The sequence below is a fragment of the Rothia nasisuis genome (genome assembly GCF_928381405.1).
Lineage (GTDB): Bacteria > Actinomycetota > Actinomycetes > Actinomycetales > Micrococcaceae > Rothia > Rothia nasisuis.
Map to the genome: position 1 here is coordinate 216,381 of NZ_CAKMSB010000001.1, position 15,575 is coordinate 231,955.

Annotated in this window: 13 protein-coding genes; 5 read left to right on the forward strand and 8 right to left on the reverse strand. The window is 53.7% G+C overall.

Annotated features, from left to right (window positions below; all coding sequences use genetic code 11):
* Position 1: 1 nt before the first annotated feature.
* On the reverse strand, positions 2 to 1,189 hold the full coding sequence (glf, locus tag L6966_RS00935) for a UDP-galactopyranose mutase (protein ID WP_083091716.1): 1,188 nt from the start codon (positions 1,187 to 1,189) through the stop codon (positions 2 to 4).
* Positions 1,190 to 1,987: 798 nt separating this feature from the next.
* On the opposite strand from glf, the gene L6966_RS00940 reads away from it, so the two are divergent.
* Positions 1,988 to 5,230, forward strand: coding sequence for an FtsK/SpoIIIE domain-containing protein (locus L6966_RS00940; protein ID WP_237232704.1), 3,243 nt, complete (start codon positions 1,988 to 1,990; stop codon positions 5,228 to 5,230).
* Here L6966_RS00940 and L6966_RS00945 read toward each other — a convergent pair.
* Positions 5,223 to 5,591 carry a hypothetical protein gene (locus L6966_RS00945; protein WP_237232705.1) on the reverse strand — a complete coding sequence of 123 codons (369 nt, stop codon included), beginning with the start codon at positions 5,589 to 5,591 and terminating at the stop codon, positions 5,223 to 5,225. The genes L6966_RS00940 and L6966_RS00945 overlap by 8 nt on opposite strands.
* Before the next feature lie 286 nt (positions 5,592 to 5,877).
* Between L6966_RS00945 and L6966_RS00950 the strand changes: the two genes are divergently transcribed.
* The gene (locus L6966_RS00950; protein ID WP_083091719.1) at positions 5,878 to 6,126 is read left to right on the forward strand and encodes a WhiB family transcriptional regulator; all 249 of its coding nucleotides are present in this window, start codon (positions 5,878 to 5,880) and stop codon (positions 6,124 to 6,126) included.
* A gap of 67 nt (positions 6,127 to 6,193) precedes the next feature.
* Here the strand turns inward: L6966_RS00950 and L6966_RS00955 are convergent, their stop codons facing one another.
* Genes L6966_RS00955 through L6966_RS00965 form a run of 3 tightly spaced genes read right to left on the reverse strand, consistent with a single transcriptional unit; the run spans position 6,194 to position 9,849 of the window.
* The gene (locus L6966_RS00955; protein ID WP_237232706.1) at positions 6,194 to 7,735 is read right to left on the reverse strand and encodes a sensor histidine kinase; all 1,542 of its coding nucleotides are present in this window, start codon (positions 7,733 to 7,735) and stop codon (positions 6,194 to 6,196) included.
* A 30-nt stretch (positions 7,736 to 7,765) separates the two neighbouring features.
* Positions 7,766 to 9,205: a CpaE/TadZ family protein gene (locus L6966_RS00960; RefSeq protein ID WP_237232707.1), complete on the reverse strand. Its 1,440-nt coding sequence runs from the start codon at positions 9,203 to 9,205 to the stop codon at positions 7,766 to 7,768.
* Positions 9,205 to 9,849 (reverse strand): SAF domain-containing protein, encoded by a 645-nt coding sequence (locus tag L6966_RS00965; RefSeq protein ID WP_237223753.1) that lies wholly within the window; start codon positions 9,847 to 9,849, stop codon positions 9,205 to 9,207. The genes L6966_RS00960 and L6966_RS00965 overlap by 1 nt, the downstream gene beginning before the upstream one ends.
* A 226-nt stretch (positions 9,850 to 10,075) precedes the next feature.
* Between L6966_RS00965 and L6966_RS00970 the strand changes: the two genes are divergently transcribed.
* Positions 10,076 to 10,294 (forward strand): helix-turn-helix domain-containing protein, encoded by a 219-nt coding sequence (locus L6966_RS00970; RefSeq protein WP_083091723.1) that lies wholly within the window; start codon positions 10,076 to 10,078, stop codon positions 10,292 to 10,294.
* Here the strand turns inward: L6966_RS00970 and L6966_RS00975 are convergent.
* Positions 10,291 to 10,872, reverse strand: coding sequence for a hypothetical protein (locus tag L6966_RS00975; protein WP_237232708.1), 582 nt, complete (start codon positions 10,870 to 10,872; stop codon positions 10,291 to 10,293). The genes L6966_RS00970 and L6966_RS00975 overlap by 4 nt on opposite strands.
* Positions 10,873 to 11,295: 423 nt before the next feature.
* Here L6966_RS00975 and L6966_RS00980 point away from each other — a divergent pair, with 423 nt between their 5' ends.
* Positions 11,296 to 11,883 (forward strand): LysM peptidoglycan-binding domain-containing protein, encoded by a 588-nt coding sequence (locus L6966_RS00980; protein WP_180377837.1) that lies wholly within the window; start codon positions 11,296 to 11,298, stop codon positions 11,881 to 11,883.
* Between the two features lie 16 nt (positions 11,884 to 11,899).
* Positions 11,900 to 12,400, forward strand: a complete 501-nt coding sequence (locus L6966_RS00985; RefSeq protein ID WP_083091726.1) for an Rv3235 family protein — start codon at positions 11,900 to 11,902, stop codon at positions 12,398 to 12,400.
* Between the two features lie 107 nt (positions 12,401 to 12,507).
* Here L6966_RS00985 and L6966_RS00990 read toward each other — a convergent pair whose 3' ends face one another.
* Complete coding sequence (locus tag L6966_RS00990) at positions 12,508 to 13,902, reverse strand: RNA polymerase sigma factor (RefSeq protein ID WP_272878775.1); 1,395 nt, start codon at positions 13,900 to 13,902, stop codon at positions 12,508 to 12,510.
* Positions 13,903 to 14,072: 170 nt separating this feature from the next.
* Entirely contained in the window at positions 14,073 to 15,521 is a 1,449-nt protein-coding gene (locus L6966_RS00995) for a DUF4192 family protein (RefSeq protein WP_237232710.1), read from the reverse strand.
* Positions 15,522 to 15,575: the final 54 nt, after the last annotated feature.

Genomic DNA, 15,575 nt, shown 5'->3' on the forward strand with positions numbered 1-15,575 from the left:
TTTATTCCTCGATACCGCCGGATACGAGCTTCTCGCCCTTTTCGAAGTGGGGGCGAAGCTTGTTGTCGAACATGGAGAGTGCTGCGCCGATGGCCATGTGCATGTCGAGGTACTTGTATGTACCTAGGCGGCCGCCGAAGAGCACGTTCTGTTCACCGCTGGCTAGTTCGCGGTACTTCAGGAGCATTTCACGGTCTGCGCTGGTGTTGACGGGGTAGTAGGGTTCATCGCCTTTTTCAGCGAAGCGTGAGTATTCACGGTGGATGACGGTAGCATCCTTGGTGTAGTCGCGTTCGGGGTGGAAGTGGCGGAATTCGTGGATGCGGGTGAAGGGGTAGGAGGCATCAGGGTAGTTCATGACTGAGCACCCCTGGAAGTCCTCGATGTCAAGGACTTCTTCTTTAAGATCGATGGTGCGCCAGGAGAGGTCACCTTCAGAGTAGTCGAAGTAGCGGTCTACGGGGCCGGTGTAGACTACGGGAACCTGACCAAGGACCTTGGAGCGTGAATATTCGTGCCCCTCTTCAAAGAAGTCGGTATTAAGGTGTACTTCGATGTTGGGGTGAGCTGCCATGCGCTCAAGCCAGGCAGTGTAACCGTCAACGGGCAGACCCTCGTACTTGTCGTTGAAGTAGCGGTTGTCGTAGTTGTAGCGCACAGGAAGGCGGGAGATGATGGATGCGGGTAGGTCGGCTGGGTCGGTTTGCCACTGCTTGGCGGTGTAGTGCTTGATGAAAGCTTCGTAGAGCGGACGCCCGATGAGGGAGATGCCCTTATCGTTGAGGTTCTTGGGGTCAGTGCCTGCCAATTCGCCGGCCTGTTCATGGATGAGTGCTTTGGCTTCAGCCGGTGAGTAGGCGGCATTGAAGAACTGGTTAATAGTACCCAGGTTGATGGGCATAGGATATACAATGCCGTTGTGGTTGGTGTAGACGCGGTGGGTGTAGTTGGTGAAGGCAGTGAAGCGATTGACATATTCCCAGACACGTTCGTTGGAGGTGTGGAAAAGGTGGGCGCCGTAGCGGTGTACCTCAATGCCGGTTTTCTCTTCGTTTTCACTGTATGCGTTACCACCAATGTGGTGGCGGCGGTCCAAAAGAGCCACTTTGAGGCCGAGTTCGGTGGCAGCCCGCTCTGCGACTGTTAGGCCGAAAAGGCCTGAACCTACAACTACAAGATCAGCGTTCACTTACTTACTCCTTGTTAGGGGCTGCACTGCCTCTTGGCAGTGGAACCGCGCTTCGCTCCCACAGCGTAGAAGCATAAACTTGTTACAAGTGGCCTCGGAGCCCGAGGTATACACAGTCAATAACAAACGTACCGGATTCTAGGTTTTCATGCCCTCAAACAGGCTGAGAAGCGTGTGTGATTATCCCCTTTTCTTTGAGTAGCTGTGAGGCATGGGTGGGCGCCCGTGGGCAAAATGATGAACGGAAGCCCAAGAAAACCACTCTTTGAGGTTGTTTTTTCGATTTGCGCCCTTGCTATGGCTGTTTTCCAGGTTTTTGATTGTTGTATGAATATTCTCATTCGGATCCAGCAGCCCCCGAGCGGGGATTTTCACGCGGTGACAGTAGCGCTCTCTGGTGCAGTCACCGGTGAACACTGCTGGGAGCAGCTCTGTAATCTATGGGGTTCACATGACTTTTCGTGGACGATTGGGGGGAGGGATATCAGGACGCTGACACCTGGCTCTGAGCCCTTCACTGCCGGTGCAACCTTGACGGCGAGGCCCGCGAACGCCCCTTCTCACTCTCCCGTTTCGGAGGAACGCGCTCTCTTTGTACTCCGAGTACTTCACGGGCCAGATTCACAGACTGTGTTCCCGCTGACGAGAGGTAGGTGGGAAATCGGGCGGCAGGCCCCCGTTCTTCGTATCAATGACCCCGCTCTTGAAGCAGTAGAGGGCCATATAGTGGTGGGGCACGAGGGTATCTTATACGAAAGCCAGGGGCAGATAACTCCCCTGGTCCCCGGGCAGAGACTTGTGCTGGGCTCCAGTGTCCTTGTGCTGGATTCAGTGGACTATAGGCCAAGTATCTACGCCGAACCTGAATGGGTGACGATTGATGTTCCGGCACCTCGCTCAAAGCTTTTGCTACTATGCATGATGATTCTGCCCCTCCTTCTTGGCCTTGTGATTGCCTGGTTCACCAAGCTGTGGTTTGTTGTAGCAATGGCTGTGGGGTCTTCCGTGCTAATGGCTATTCATCTACTGGTTCAAGGCAGGGAGGGCGGTAAGACACGCAGACAGATAGCAGACTTGGCGCAAGCGGAGTCAGAGTTAGTTCAGCAATATCGGGGCATCTGCTTTAAAAAGGCCGAGGTGGGCGTCGTGGTGGGGGTTACGACGAAAGAGGCTCGTATTCAGGGGCGTCAGCGTCCACTCGAGCATCTGCCCTACATAAGCCAGACTCCGTGTGCGGTAAATGTTGCTCAACTTGTAGAAATTTTCCCTTTGCTGCCCAGGGGCTCACAGAGACTGGCACTCGCGCAACTGGTTTTCGATTGGGTTCCGCTCTCGGTACTCCTCACTGTTGATGACTCAGCTGACTACCTGCGCCTGGTAGAACCGCTACTTGCCGTCCCTGGTGTTCAGTTGTTCCACCGCCAACTACCCGCTGATTTTGAGGGGTTAGCTGTTGCTTTCCGACCCCAGGGGCAGGAGAACATCGAACGGGTTCTGTTCGTACTAGATGCTCACAGGCGGAACACCGACCTCTCAGATCAGGGAACAGCCTGTGAAGGAGCTTTCGATCAGATTTCAGCCGAAACCTTTATCCATCTTCTCGGTTCTCGAGGCGGCAGTGATCTTGCGAATTCGAGGCAGCAGCCCAAAGCCCATGCAACTCATCTAATAGATGCTTTCCGAGCGCCAGAATATCTCGCTCGCGCTCCGCATCCTTCACTGTGGTCATCGGAGCTTTCGATGCACCTAGGGGTGGATTTAGAGCGGAATAAGGAAATTAAGCTGGGCCTCAATTCTCACGGCCCTCATTTTCTTTGCGCTGGGACCACAGGCTCAGGCAAATCTCAGCTACTTAGATCTCTTTTATGGTCACTGGCCCTTCGCTATCCACCTCAGCGGTTAGCCATGATGCTTATTGATTTTAAAGGAGGTGCTGGCCTTGGCCCTCTTATGCAACTGCCTCACACGGTTGCAGCCATAACTGACCTCGATGCATCGCTGCTCACCCGCGCCATGAAATACCTAAGAGCTGACCTCAACCGCAGAAAGGAGTTGTTTGTGCGTCTTGGCATCAGCTCCTACGCCGACTATATAGCCCTCTGCGCCCAGCGGTGTGAAGCGCCTGCCTACCCTCAGTTTGTGCTTTGCATCGATGAGTTTCGTATGTTGGTAGAGGATTACCCAGACATCATGCAGGAGGTAATGCGCATCGCCACGGTTGGGCGTTCCTTAGGTTACCATCTACTGTTGGCAACCCAGCGACCGCAAGGCGCCATATCACAGGATATCCGCACAAATATCGCAACGTCAGTCTGTCTGCGGGTCAGCTCCTCACAAGACTCCTTTAATGTCTTGGGGACCGATAGCGCGGCTTCCCTCCCCGCTCATGCGCCCGGACGGGGGTTTGTCAAGACCTCAGATATCCAGCTACTAGAATTTCAAGCCCCTCTCATTACAGGTATCTGCGAGTCTGATGCGGAGCCAGCGTGCTCTGTTCGATTTCTGGGGATCCACAGTGACGCACTTGCACCCGAAAGTCGGGCGCAGTCAGATAGCCAGCTCGACTCCTATAACGCGTCAATTTCTCAAGCTCTAGAGCAGGTGAGCAACCCGTCTACCTATTTACCGGTACCGCCCATCCCGCAGGCACCGCTCGTCACAGTTCCAGCTGATACCCCGCCTACAAGCCATGGCAGCTTGCTTTTAGGCCAGCTCGAAGTCCCTGACAGCGGCATTCAGCACCCCCTGAGATGGGGGCCAGATGACGGCCCGGTCTTGCTACTAGCTACAGGCAAAGACCGTTACGACCCACTACTAATGGTTCTGCACCAAGCATTAATGGCAGGCTTCGAAATTATCTGTTGCATGGCATCCGAGCAGACAGAGCAAAGACTCACTCAGCAGCTTCAACTCCCGGGCACCTTGCACCTATACACCCTCAAAGATTTTGATTTCATTCAAGAGATACTCTCGCAGCTGGCACAGGGAGTCGATTGCCCCACTCTCCTGGTGCTTGACGGTTTAGATTTGCTCTTGGAGGTGCTACCGCGCTACCCGCAGGCAGAAGCCAATCTTCTCGATTTACTCTTAGCTACACCTTCAAGTTCTTTGCAGATATTTTGTACCGGTGCCCAACAGCCCAGGGGCAAATTCCACCATATTTTCCCGGGAATAGCACTGTCACGGCGGGCTATCGAAGCTGACCCGGTGCGGTCGCATAATAAACATTACGACCGTCCCACCGAACCCCACGCTGCCTTTGAAGGTGCGCTCGTAGACCGGCTGACCCAAGGTAGGGTTGAGGCAGCCTTGTTGGTTTGGGCCACGATACCTGCCCATACCCTCACCTCTTGGCCTCAGCACACCCACGCGAATCAAGGTAACACAGTTCCCCAACACCCCAGCTACAGGTGGCAACAGCTGCCGGACTCTGTTCCTATCTCGAGTCTTAACTCAGAGGGTGAGCAACACGGCCAGCAACTGGTGTTCGGGGTACTCCGAGATGGACGCCCGGCTTTGACGCCCCAGGTGCGCGGAGGTTTTTTGGGGGTATACGGGCCGCGAGAGTCAGGAAAAACGACCCTGCTCACAACCCTGATTCAGGCTAATAGCCACAGGTCGTTTATCTTTGCTTCTGATCCCACGGCCACAACTGTGCCCCATCTTGAAACTGCACTCAGCAAAGCACAGTCCGGCTCACCAGGTACTTCAAGCCAGCTACCAATACTGCTTCTTGATGACCTAGATCAACTTGATGTGAGTGTTCAAGAATGGGTTCTAGCATCAAAAGATGCTTTCTCGTTGATAGTCGTAGCCTACACGCCCTGGCCGCGTTGGCCTTCTTCACCTATACTGGCGGCGCTCAACGGAACCTCAACCGGCATCGTTCTGAGGCCCGAGGCTACCTCAGACCTCTCCTTCTTTCCAGGAGTCAGCATTCCGTTGGATCTCAAAACTAGGGGTCGAGTACCCGAGGGGCGGGCTCTCATTATTGACCGGATGGTAGCCCAACCAGCGCACGTAGCAACCCCTGTTACCTAGTCACATGACTTAGTGTCGAACGGCTGAAGAGAAGGAGCAGAGCAGTAGCGCTCAACACCAGTGCGACTAGCCCCTCAAGAATCGCGCCGCCCAATGCTGTCTGAACACCGATGATGACAGCAAAGAGTTGCCAGACCAGAACCAGTGGCTGCCCAAAGCGCTGACCGCGCCATACAGCACCAGCACCCACCCCGAGGGCAGCAGCAACGAGAAAGTAAAAAGAAGCGATAACGGTGGCCTGACCGGGTTGAGCTGAAGCACTTATCCCCCAAACAGCAACCGCAACAAGGTAGACAATCTGCACACAGCAGATACACGCCAGAACCTTGACGCTGATAGGGGTTACACGTGCTTGGGTCACGCTCAATCACCTCGGTACTTTCTCTTCAATACTGCTCTGATTCCACTCTAGAATAAGCACCCCAGAGTGTCTGCGCTCACGCCGCAACACCACTTACTACCCACCTGTGATAATTACCTCAGGGTTAGCATGAATTTTCATCATTAAACCTCTTGTCTGAGACTCCATATCGTGGGAAAGTTATTGAGGTTCAAGTATGGCCCCTTCTTCACAAGGGGCCAGATCTATTGTTAGTTGCTGATGTTTCAATCAGCTGTACCCGGTACACCTATAGGAGAGCATGCTAATGGATTGGCGAAGCCGTGCTGCTTGTCTCGAGAAAGACCCTGAACTCTTTTTCCCAGTAGGAAACACCGGGCCTGCACTCCTTCAAATTGAAGAAGCAAAGAACGTGTGCCGTAGCTGCGCCGTTATGGATACCTGTCTACAGTGGGCTATCGAAACTGGTCAGGATTCTGGTGTCTGGGGTGGTATGAGCGAAGATGAACGTCGCGCTATGAAGCGACGTGCTGCCCGAGCTCGCCGCGCGTCCTAGGGTTCTGTTCCAGAATATCTACGCACCAGGGGCACCTGCTCTAAGCAGGTGCCCATCTTTCTATTCATTAGAGAATAGCCACCTGAATGGTCACCCGGGTACCGCCACCATCAGCAAGTGACCAGTGAATTCTTCCGTTTAATTCACTGGCTACAAGGGTTCTAATGATTTGTGTTCCCAGACCGGTAGAGCCTCTCCCGCTTTCAAGGTCACGGATTCTGTCGGCACTTATCCCCTCACCACTGTCAGTGATGGTTACTTCCATGCTGTGTTCCTGTTTTTCAGTGTAGTGGTGAGAGCAACTGAGTGTGACGGTACCGGTTTCGCCTGCCAGCCCGTGCTCAACAGCGTTGGCAACTACCTCATTGATGACCAGAGCCAGTGGTGTTGCAATTTGGCTGGGAAGTCTCCCGAAGGAGCCCTCCACCCTCGTGTCAACGTGCTGCCCCGGAGAGGCCAGCTCTGCCACTAAATGAAACTGACGGCCCACCAGATCATCAAAGTCAACATCCTGGGTGAGCCCCTGTGAGAGTGCTTCGTGCACCAAGGCGATAGTTGCTACGCGACGCATGGCCTGCTCCATACCCTCTTTGGCCTCCGGCGTGGTCATGCGGCGGGCCTGTAAGCGCAGCAAGGCAGACACAGTCTGCAGATTGTTTTTGACGCGATGATGGATTTCTCGAATCGTTGCGTCTTTAGACATCATCTCCTGCTCGCGACGGCGCAGTTCAGTCACGTCACGGCACAGTAAAACAGCCCCATAGCGTTCTTCACCCAGACGCGAGAAGTGGCGGAGGGGTATAGAACGGAAAGTAATGTTTTTGTGGGCAGCTCTAATTTCGGCGCGCCAGGGCATGCGCCCGGTCAGCACCAACGGAAGAGTCTCATCAGCCTTCTCCCCCGCCGGGAGCAAACCTCGGGTTATATCGAGCAAGCTCAGCCCAATCATATCGTCCGAGTAGTTAATGCGTTTGTAAATCGATAGGGCATTGGGAGAGGCGTAGGTGACACGCCCGTCAGTATCGAGCATCAAGAGCCCATCGCTCACGCGGGGGTTACCGTGGGCAGTGCCCACCGGAGCTGAAAACTCGGGCCAGGCACCGCGAGAAGCCATCTGCAATAGATGGTGAGAGACGTCCCTGTACACGCGCTCAGCCTTTTGACGTTTGCGGGTTCCGATGCTTTCGCGATGCACACTTAGAAGAGCAACCGGCCGGTCGTTGCGGCTGAGAGGGATAAATTCAGTGTCTAGGACGATGTCTGTCAGGTTTTGTTCATCAACAAGGCTTTTAGGGGTTTGGCTGTTCCAGCTAGCGATTGCTCGTTCGCAGAGCTGTGGGTTAAGTTCCTTACCCACCCAGTCTGTATGGAAGACCGTATGGGTAGTCGAAGGCCTAATCTGAGCGATACTGACGAAACCCGCAGTGGGCGGTAGCGCCTGAGAAAGTGAGAAGTATCCCTCAATGGTACCGCTGTTAGGTACCCAAAGAAGCAAATCGCAGTAACCGGTATCTGCAATGATTTGCCATTCGTTGGTGAGCAGATGGAGCCATTCAATATCTCCTGGCCCGTGTACCCCCAGGCGATTGAGGTTTTCGATCAGTGACACCAGCCTGCTCTCTCTTCCCTTGATTTATCTTTAGACTTTCGCTCGGCGGCGTAAGAAACGTTTCGATGCTTTCTTCTTTTCTACCACGGCAGGCAGACGTGAGCTGCCCTGGCCCTGGTTATCAGGGCCTTGAAGTGAGAGAGCTGCTTCGACTGTTTGGCTTAGCTGAGTGAGGCCTTCAGCTAGCGCACTCTCAGGGGATGTTTCCAGTATAGTTTTACCGTTGAGTCGGGCTTTGTCGCTACTCGGACTATCTTCAGGCAGATAGTGGCTGATGGGTTTCGACGGACCAAATCGTTGCCAGGAGTGCTCGAGAGCTAACTGGGGGGAAGGCCCGACTGCCTCGGAACGCACCCTATTGAGTACTATCGTGGGCGAAAAGTCAGCTTTTGTTTGAAGGCTGTGAGTAAGTTGGTCATAGGCCTTGATGAGACGCGGCACCCCTACAACATCTGCAAGACCGACGAGTACAATGTGGTCGGCCTCGCGTAGGCTGGTTAGCGTTGCGTCGTTACGTTGGGGAGCCGCTCCATCAAAGCTAAGGGTCTCGTCATCTTCAAGGTTGAAAGAGGTGTCGATCACGATGAGGTCGTAGTTTTCACGCAGGGTTGCCAGAATACTGGTGAGTGCCAGTGAGCGAATTTCCGCCCAGCGATCTGGTCTGTTGATACCAGTGATGACATCGAAGTAGTTGCTCTTATGGCGGACTGTATGGGTAAGGTCAGCTAGTGTCTGTGGGGTAATTTCCCCTCGGTCAGCGTGATGGCAGAGCTGGGCCAGGCTGGAGTAGTCATCGGTTAGCCCCAGTACAGCACTGACAGAAGAGCCGTAGGTATCTGCATCAAGCAGACAAACCTGGTAGCCAGACTCCGCGTATGCACCTGCCAGATTCACTGCACAGGTGGTGCGTCCGGGTGAACCGAGCGGACCCCAGACAGCGACGATGCTCCCTAATCTTTCTGGCTGACTTGTGTGGTCAGAGGTTCTGTTGAGATTAGCATGAGAGTCTGGTTCTTCGCTATCGGTACCTTTCCTGGTGTAATCAGACCCAGTGGAACCCTGTTCAACAGATTGCTGTGGTTGTGTAGTAGGGCTTGAGTTATTCTCTAACGCCGAGTGGGGATGTCTCGGCGCCGGGTTGTGCACTGCCTGTTCAATAGCTTCAACAAGCTGACGCGTATCAGCCAGTGAATCAATGGTGCTCACTCCGGTAAGTGAAAGATCCTCTCCTTGATCTGCAACTACACAAACTGCGATATCGAGCTGATGCAAGGCATTAATCAGTGAATGAGTGAGGTCTTCTCGCTGGGTAACCACCAATACGGCGCGTGCCAGCCCGCTCTGTGCAACCCCAAGCATTTCACCAAGGTCGTCTACATGCCGTACAACGCTCACCGGCCCGCGTTGTGACTCAATGGCCGTGATAAAGCGGCCACCGGAGTCACCCACAACGATGATGGGTATCTGCATTATCTGGCTCCTTCTGAATGGCTTGAGGGAACCAGGTTCATCACAGAACCATTGTTAGCTGCACCTAGTACGGCCGGCATGGCCTCAGGAGCTACCCAGAGTTCAACGGCCGACATGCCCGTTCCTCCGATAATTGACTCTTGCGCAGTCACAGAATGAATCTCAGCGCCCTCAGCGATAACTTCAGGGTCCTGGTAGGTATTTGCGACTTCAGCCTTGCGGGATACCCATATATCGACACGGTCTCCTGCCTCAAAAGCCGACACGGCATAGTGATCAAGAAGTAGAGTCACTAACCGTCTACCATCACCAGTGTCAGTGGTAAGCGCTTGGGACGCAATAATTTCACCGGCAACCATAGGCCGTGCTGCCACACTGCCTTCCGCAAGACCTTGGTCTACCGATATGTACTGGTTGGCAGAGTCGCCTAGCTTAACTTCTACAACCTGGACGTTGTCGGTGGTTACTTTTTCACCCAGCTGTATATCGCGGCTGGCTACGTAGTATGGCTCGGTTTGATTGGTCACTCGGATCAGGCCAATTACACCCAGCAGGGAAAAGATGATGATGAGGACGCCAGCGAGAAGCTTGGGATCGCGAAGACCTGGCTTCTTAAAGCGGGGAGCTACCTGTTCTTGAACCATAGTGACACCTCAGTGAGTCAGCAGAAACTGTCTTTGACAGTAGTCTCCCTAATCAAACGCATTTTTCAAAGTTGAGGCGATGACTTTTCATCAAGTTACGTATCTAAGACAGAAGTTATCCACAGCCCTTGATTTTTTTACCAAAGTAGCTCAAAATGCTCTAAACTGTACCAAAGGGTACAGATATCCCCCATATAATCCCCCAAAGAAGGCAAGGTCTAGCAGTATGGTAGAACAACGGTTCCTCACCCTGACCGATGTGGGTGAAATTCTCAACATTTCACCCAGCCAAACCCGAGCCCTAGTACGCTCAGGCGAACTGAAGGCTATACAGATTGGCGGGCGCAATCAGTGGCGTGTCGAGAAAGCTATGCTCGAAGAGTACATCGCTGAGCGGTATGCCATCACTCAAGAAGTGATCAAATCCGAGCAGGTTAAGGCCTAACGACTCTGACTCTTTGGATGATGCGGTGTGGCCCTCTCGCGCACTCCCCCTAGTACCCGAACTGCAGCAATAGCCGTAAAAGGTAGTGAGCGCACACGGCCTGCCCCCTGCGGTGTAGTTGAACCTGCAACTTTAAGCTCACAGTAGTCAGCGCCGACTCCGCAGATTCGCCCCTCGCTCATCACACCATCAGCGCCGATATGAAGAATTTGAACGTCCCTCAACCCTGCCGCTACAGCACGCAAAGCAGCACCGAAAGAAAGTTTACGGGCTACTGAGCCTGCATCTTGGGCAGCACGGTAGCTGCCACCTTCCCACCACACAACCTGGTGCAGGGGTATAAGTAGCTCTCCCGAATCTGTATCGAGTTGTAACCACCCTAGCCCCAGGTTGGCCAGCGTGCCCCTCCACACCCCACCAGTCACGCTATGCACGGCAAGATAAGCACCCAGCTGGGCCGAGAGCCTGTCAGCTACGACAATTCTTGACTGCTCAAGCAGACGTTGCTCCTGTGAACTCGCCTCGTAGTCGCGCTGACGCAGGGCCTCGATCTGAACTTCGTAATCTCTAAACAGCAAGTCCAAAGTTTTCATGTACTGAGAATAGCGTGCTGAGCGAACTAAGAAAAATATAAATATTTTTAGTCAAACATCACACAAGAGCTTCTTTAGACTGTAAAATCATGCATACATCATCAAACTACATCAAATGACATGATTTGAGGTGAAGCGATGAAGCTTAGGATGAGAAGAAGTGTTCTGGTGCACTCGATCCCAGCCCTTTCGGCTGTTGGGTGGGGGTTCGCTACTGCTCTTGCCCTGCCGCTCTTGAACGCAGTCACCCAGACAAACACCCCTGTTGCAGCTTCAGCTTGGGCTGACCTGTTTATGTGTCTCTGCGCCGCTCTTGTCTGCGCAGCCATCACGCTGTGGTGGGGACTGGCTCTTCTGTGGTATCACCTCGCAGTTCGCACAGCCACCCACCAAGGTGGAGCAGCACATTTGTCTATACCCTCTTGGGCCCCTAGGGCAGTCAAAGTTCTTGCTACAGCAACCTTAGGGTTTGGGGCGCTGACACCAACAGCTGCTGGTGCCAGTGAAGTACCTATCCAGTTGCCTGTTGCTGAGATTCAGGAAGAGTTACCGGTTTCAGGTTTCTTTTCGAAGACCCACATGGATAGCACTGAGGCTTCATCTGATGAGAGGACGAGAAAGCCCTCGCCTCTTTTCTTACAGCCCACACCGGTTGACCAGCGCCTTCTCGTGCCGGTCTCCCAGGTTTCTCATCAACCACTGTCACCGCTTTTCGGTGCTTTACCCTCTGCCGGTCAGACGGAAACGCCCTCTCAAGGGCAACGGGAAGAATACACTCCGACTGCACCATCTCAATCTTCGGAGTCACTGACCACCTACACCGTTAGTTCCGGCGACTCTCTCTGGTCTATTGCAGAGAACCTGTTGCCGCCTGAAGCCAGCGGAGCTGAAGTTCTCACCTTAGTCATGACTATTCAGGGACTGAACAGTACAGATATTCCCAGCCTAGATTCCCTCATTTTCCCGGGGCAGATTGTTTTTCTCCCCACTGTTTGATCACGAGGAGCCTATTATGAAAACCTCTTACCCAGAGTGGAACCGTAAGCGCTTTATCATCGTCAACGCAGATGACTATGCACAATATGTCGCAGCGCAGAAGGCCACTAGCTACCACCCCACTCCTATTCATATGCATTCCCGTGTAACTCATGAGGAACGCGCGGTGGAACAGCTGGGCGTTAGAATCGGCGTAGCTACAATTGAGGTGTTTATGGGTAGGCGCCCTCTACACCATCTCTCAGCATGGATGACTCCCGGGTGCCTGAGGGCAGTTGGCCAGAAACTTGAGCGAGCGCAAATTGCCATCGCGGAGTATCACTATCATTACCCACGAGTTGATCCTCATCGAAAGCCTCGGCAGATTAGACCTCGCCGCATCATTGTGCAGAGGGTTGCACCAACTGCTTATGAGATGAGTTTACTTGTCACAGACGGTTTTCGCACTCGGGCTATCGCTCTTCGCGCAGAGAAGAAGAGGAAGCGGTGGAAGATTGTTACCTTGGCTATCGCCTAGCTACCTGTTGTGTCAGTATTCTTTTGTATACTCACGACGCTCCCAAGCTGGTGTCAGCTCGAGAGCATCGTGTTATCAAAATGGGTACCTGCTCTAGTGAGCAGGGCCTAGTCCAGGTAGTCCCGCAAAACCTGGGAGCGGGAGGGGTGACGGAGTTTAGACATGGTCTTGGACTCAATCTGGCGGATACGCTCACGGGTAACACCGTAGACCTTGCCGATTTCATCAAGGGTCTTGGGCTGGCCATCGGTCATACCAAAGCGCATGGCAACTACACCGGCTTCACGTTCCGAGAGGGTATCGAGAACCGAGTGTAACTGCTCCTGAAGCAGAGTGAAAGATACTGCGTCGGCAGGAACGACTGCCTCAGAGTCCTCAATCAAATCGCCGAACTCAGAGTCACCGTCCTCACCCAGGGGGGTGTGCAATGAGATGGGTTCACGACCATACTTTTGGACCTCGATGACCTTTTCAGGGGTCATGTCTAGTTCTTTAGCCAGCTCTTCTGGGGTGGGTTCGCGGCCGAGGTCTTGAAGCATCTGACGCTGTACACGAGCTAGCTTGTTAATAACTTCAACCATGTGGACGGGAATGCGGATGGTGCGGGCCTGGTCAGCCATTGCTCGTGTAATGGCCTGGCGAATCCACCAGGTGGCGTAGGTGGAGAACTTAAAGCCCTTGGAGTAGTCGAACTTTTCAACAGCACGAATCAGGCCTAGGTTGCCTTCCTGAATCAGGTCAAGAAAGAGCATACCGCGGCCGGTGTAGCGTTTGGCCAGTGATACAACGAGGCGGAGGTTGGCTTCGAGCAGGTGGTTCTTCGCGCGGCGCCCGTCGTGAATCACCCAGCGTAGCTCTTTCTTGAGCTGGGGATCCATGTCTGGATTTTCTTTGAGCTTGTGCTCAGCGTAGAGGCCAGCCTCGATACGCATAGCCAAATCAACTTCCTGCTCAGCATTCAGCAGGGCAACTTTACCGATCTGCTTGAGGTAGTCCTTGACCGGGTCAGCTGTGGCACCGGGGGTCACAACGCGGACGGCTGGTGCGTCGTCCTCGTCGTTGTTGGTTAGCACAAAGCCGGAGCCTTTAGCCGCTACGGCTTCCGCTTCTTTTTTTTCCTCCTGCGTCACCGACTCGGTTTCGTCGCCGTCCTCATCGAGATCTTCGATGTCTTCGTCATCTAAGACTTCATCGTCGAGGCTGATGTCGTCGTCTTCGAAATCTTCATCGGCGCTCTTAGCCTTACGAGTTTTCTTGGGCGCAGCTTTTTTCGTCGCGGTTTTCTTGGCTGCCTGCTGGGGGGCTACGGTTTCTTCGTCGTCTACTTCTACGGGCTCTGCTGCTTGGTCAGCTTTCTTAGCCTTGGCGCGGATGGAGGTCTTTTGGGCAGATGCTTTAGTGGCAGCGGTTTCGCTGGTTGCTTTCTTGCGTGCGGCTGGTGACACAGAAAACCTTTCTGAGCTAGTTGACCGTAGCGAGTGTGTTGCGGTGTTCGCGGTCAAAACACCTAAGACCCTGTCAAGTGTGCTGGTCTTATCATGGATAGTGCACCGGGCCTTTCAGGTAGCAAACAACTATACCTAAGAGGTTTATTCCCGGTGTGTTCATCTTGATGATAACCAAACCTTGAGCGGGGTCAGTAGTCAAGTATGACATGTTTTAGGCGTTCAGGCTAAGAGGCTCGGTGAATAGGTGAGCTGTTCTTAGTCACGGTGTAAGAAGGAACGCCCCCTGGCTGGCTGACCCAGGCAGGGAAAGACCCGCTATCAAGCAGGGAGTGGAGCATGATAGGGCTACGTTCGAAGACCCGTGGGTCTGCCTGTTCCAGGAGGTAGTGTGCTTCGGTGGAACGACCACGAAGCCACTTAGCCCAGGAAAGGATGGCCAAGAGCAGAGCTGCGGGTTTGCCGGTGGAAGCTGGTTCAAGTACCCAGGCTAGACATTCAAGAGCTTCAAGGCGGAGCCAATGAGGGGGTTCAGACCCGGTTCCACAGAGTAAGTGAGCGAAGCTCTCGCCTACGCCGTCAAAGTCTTGCTTTTCGGACACCGGAGGTTGGGTCTGCTCTACCAGGTGGCCCAGGCCAATCTGTTGCAGAGCTGAGCTTGAAGGCAGAACTCGCTGAGGAACCTGACCGGCGGATTGGAGCACCTCGTACCCACTGGCGTTAATGGCACACAATACTTTCTCTGCATCGCGGTAGGTTGTTTCTGCCAGGTAGACAAGCAGGTTCAAGGTGGCAGTACTATTCAGTGACGCCACTAGGTAGCCAGCAAGCTCTGGGTCAAGTTCAGCTCTAATGGGGTCACCGATGGCAACTTCCGCTAGCGAACAGTTCCTTGTCTCCAGGTAGGTAGTTACCCGGTTGAGGATGATATTCCACACTGCCAGCTCAGCATCGAGTTGAAAGTACTCGTTGGGGTTGAGGGTCTCTTTTTCCTCCTGAATGGTTCGGGCCGATGTTTCAACTCTCAGTATCCACGCATCGCGTTTCTGCTCGTCGACCGTGTCTTGGAGGAGGCTACCTTGCTCATCGGCATGGTCATCGAAGCTTGTAGCCACTACTGATCCGGTGGCAACGAGGTGAAGATAGACGGGGCTTGAAAGCACCTGAGCGGTGTACCCTGAAAATTCAAGGGCCTCCCCGGATGGAGTCAAGCACCACAGTTTACGGTGACCCACTGCGATGAGGTCAAGTAACCCCAACCCCTGATGAGCAACTTCACGTACAAGCGAATGTAGGTATGACTGGGCGATTTCAACAAAGGCGCGCTCGGTGTCTAGCGCGGTTTCCCTCTCGGTATCTGACGTGGTTGACGGGTTAGGCGGCTCGGATTCAGCTGAAAAGAGAAGTACGAAGACTCGTTGTATGGGTAGTCCCATCGGTGATTCCTGCGGAATAGCTTGCAGAAATGTAGCCAAATATTCATGCAGGTCTATGTCGTCTGGATCAGCTAAATCTACGCGGAGAACAGGCCCTACTCCCCTGCCGTCCACGGTCAGAATAACCATGGAATTTTGGGGCCAGTAGCCAAGCATGTGAACGGCTGCAGCGATCACATCTAGTTCTGATGTGAGTGAGGCAGTCGTGCGATGTTCTGGGTTGTGAGATAGAGATGTCATGTCTCTCACCTTGCCCGGCTACCGGTCTAGTTTCTAGAGCTGGTGCAGGCTGTG

Bases quoted from the DNA above. Each gene is read 5' to 3' on its own strand.
- L6966_RS00950 (WP_083091719.1), top strand. From the start codon at position 5,878: ATGGATTGGCGAAGCCGTGCTGCTTGTCTCGAGAAAGACCCTGAACTC.
- L6966_RS00960 (WP_237232707.1), bottom strand. From the start codon at position 9,205: ATGCAGATACCCATCATCGTTGTGGGTGACTCCGGTGGCCGCTTTATC.
- L6966_RS00965 (WP_237223753.1), bottom strand. From the start codon at position 9,849: ATGGTTCAAGAACAGGTAGCTCCCCGCTTTAAGAAGCCAGGTCTTCGC.
- L6966_RS00970 (WP_083091723.1), top strand. From the start codon at position 10,076: ATGGTAGAACAACGGTTCCTCACCCTGACCGATGTGGGTGAAATTCTC.
- L6966_RS00985 (WP_083091726.1), top strand. From the start codon at position 11,900: ATGAAAACCTCTTACCCAGAGTGGAACCGTAAGCGCTTTATCATCGTC.
- L6966_RS00995 (WP_237232710.1), bottom strand. From the start codon at position 15,521: ATGACATCTCTATCTCACAACCCAGAACATCGCACGACTGCCTCACTC.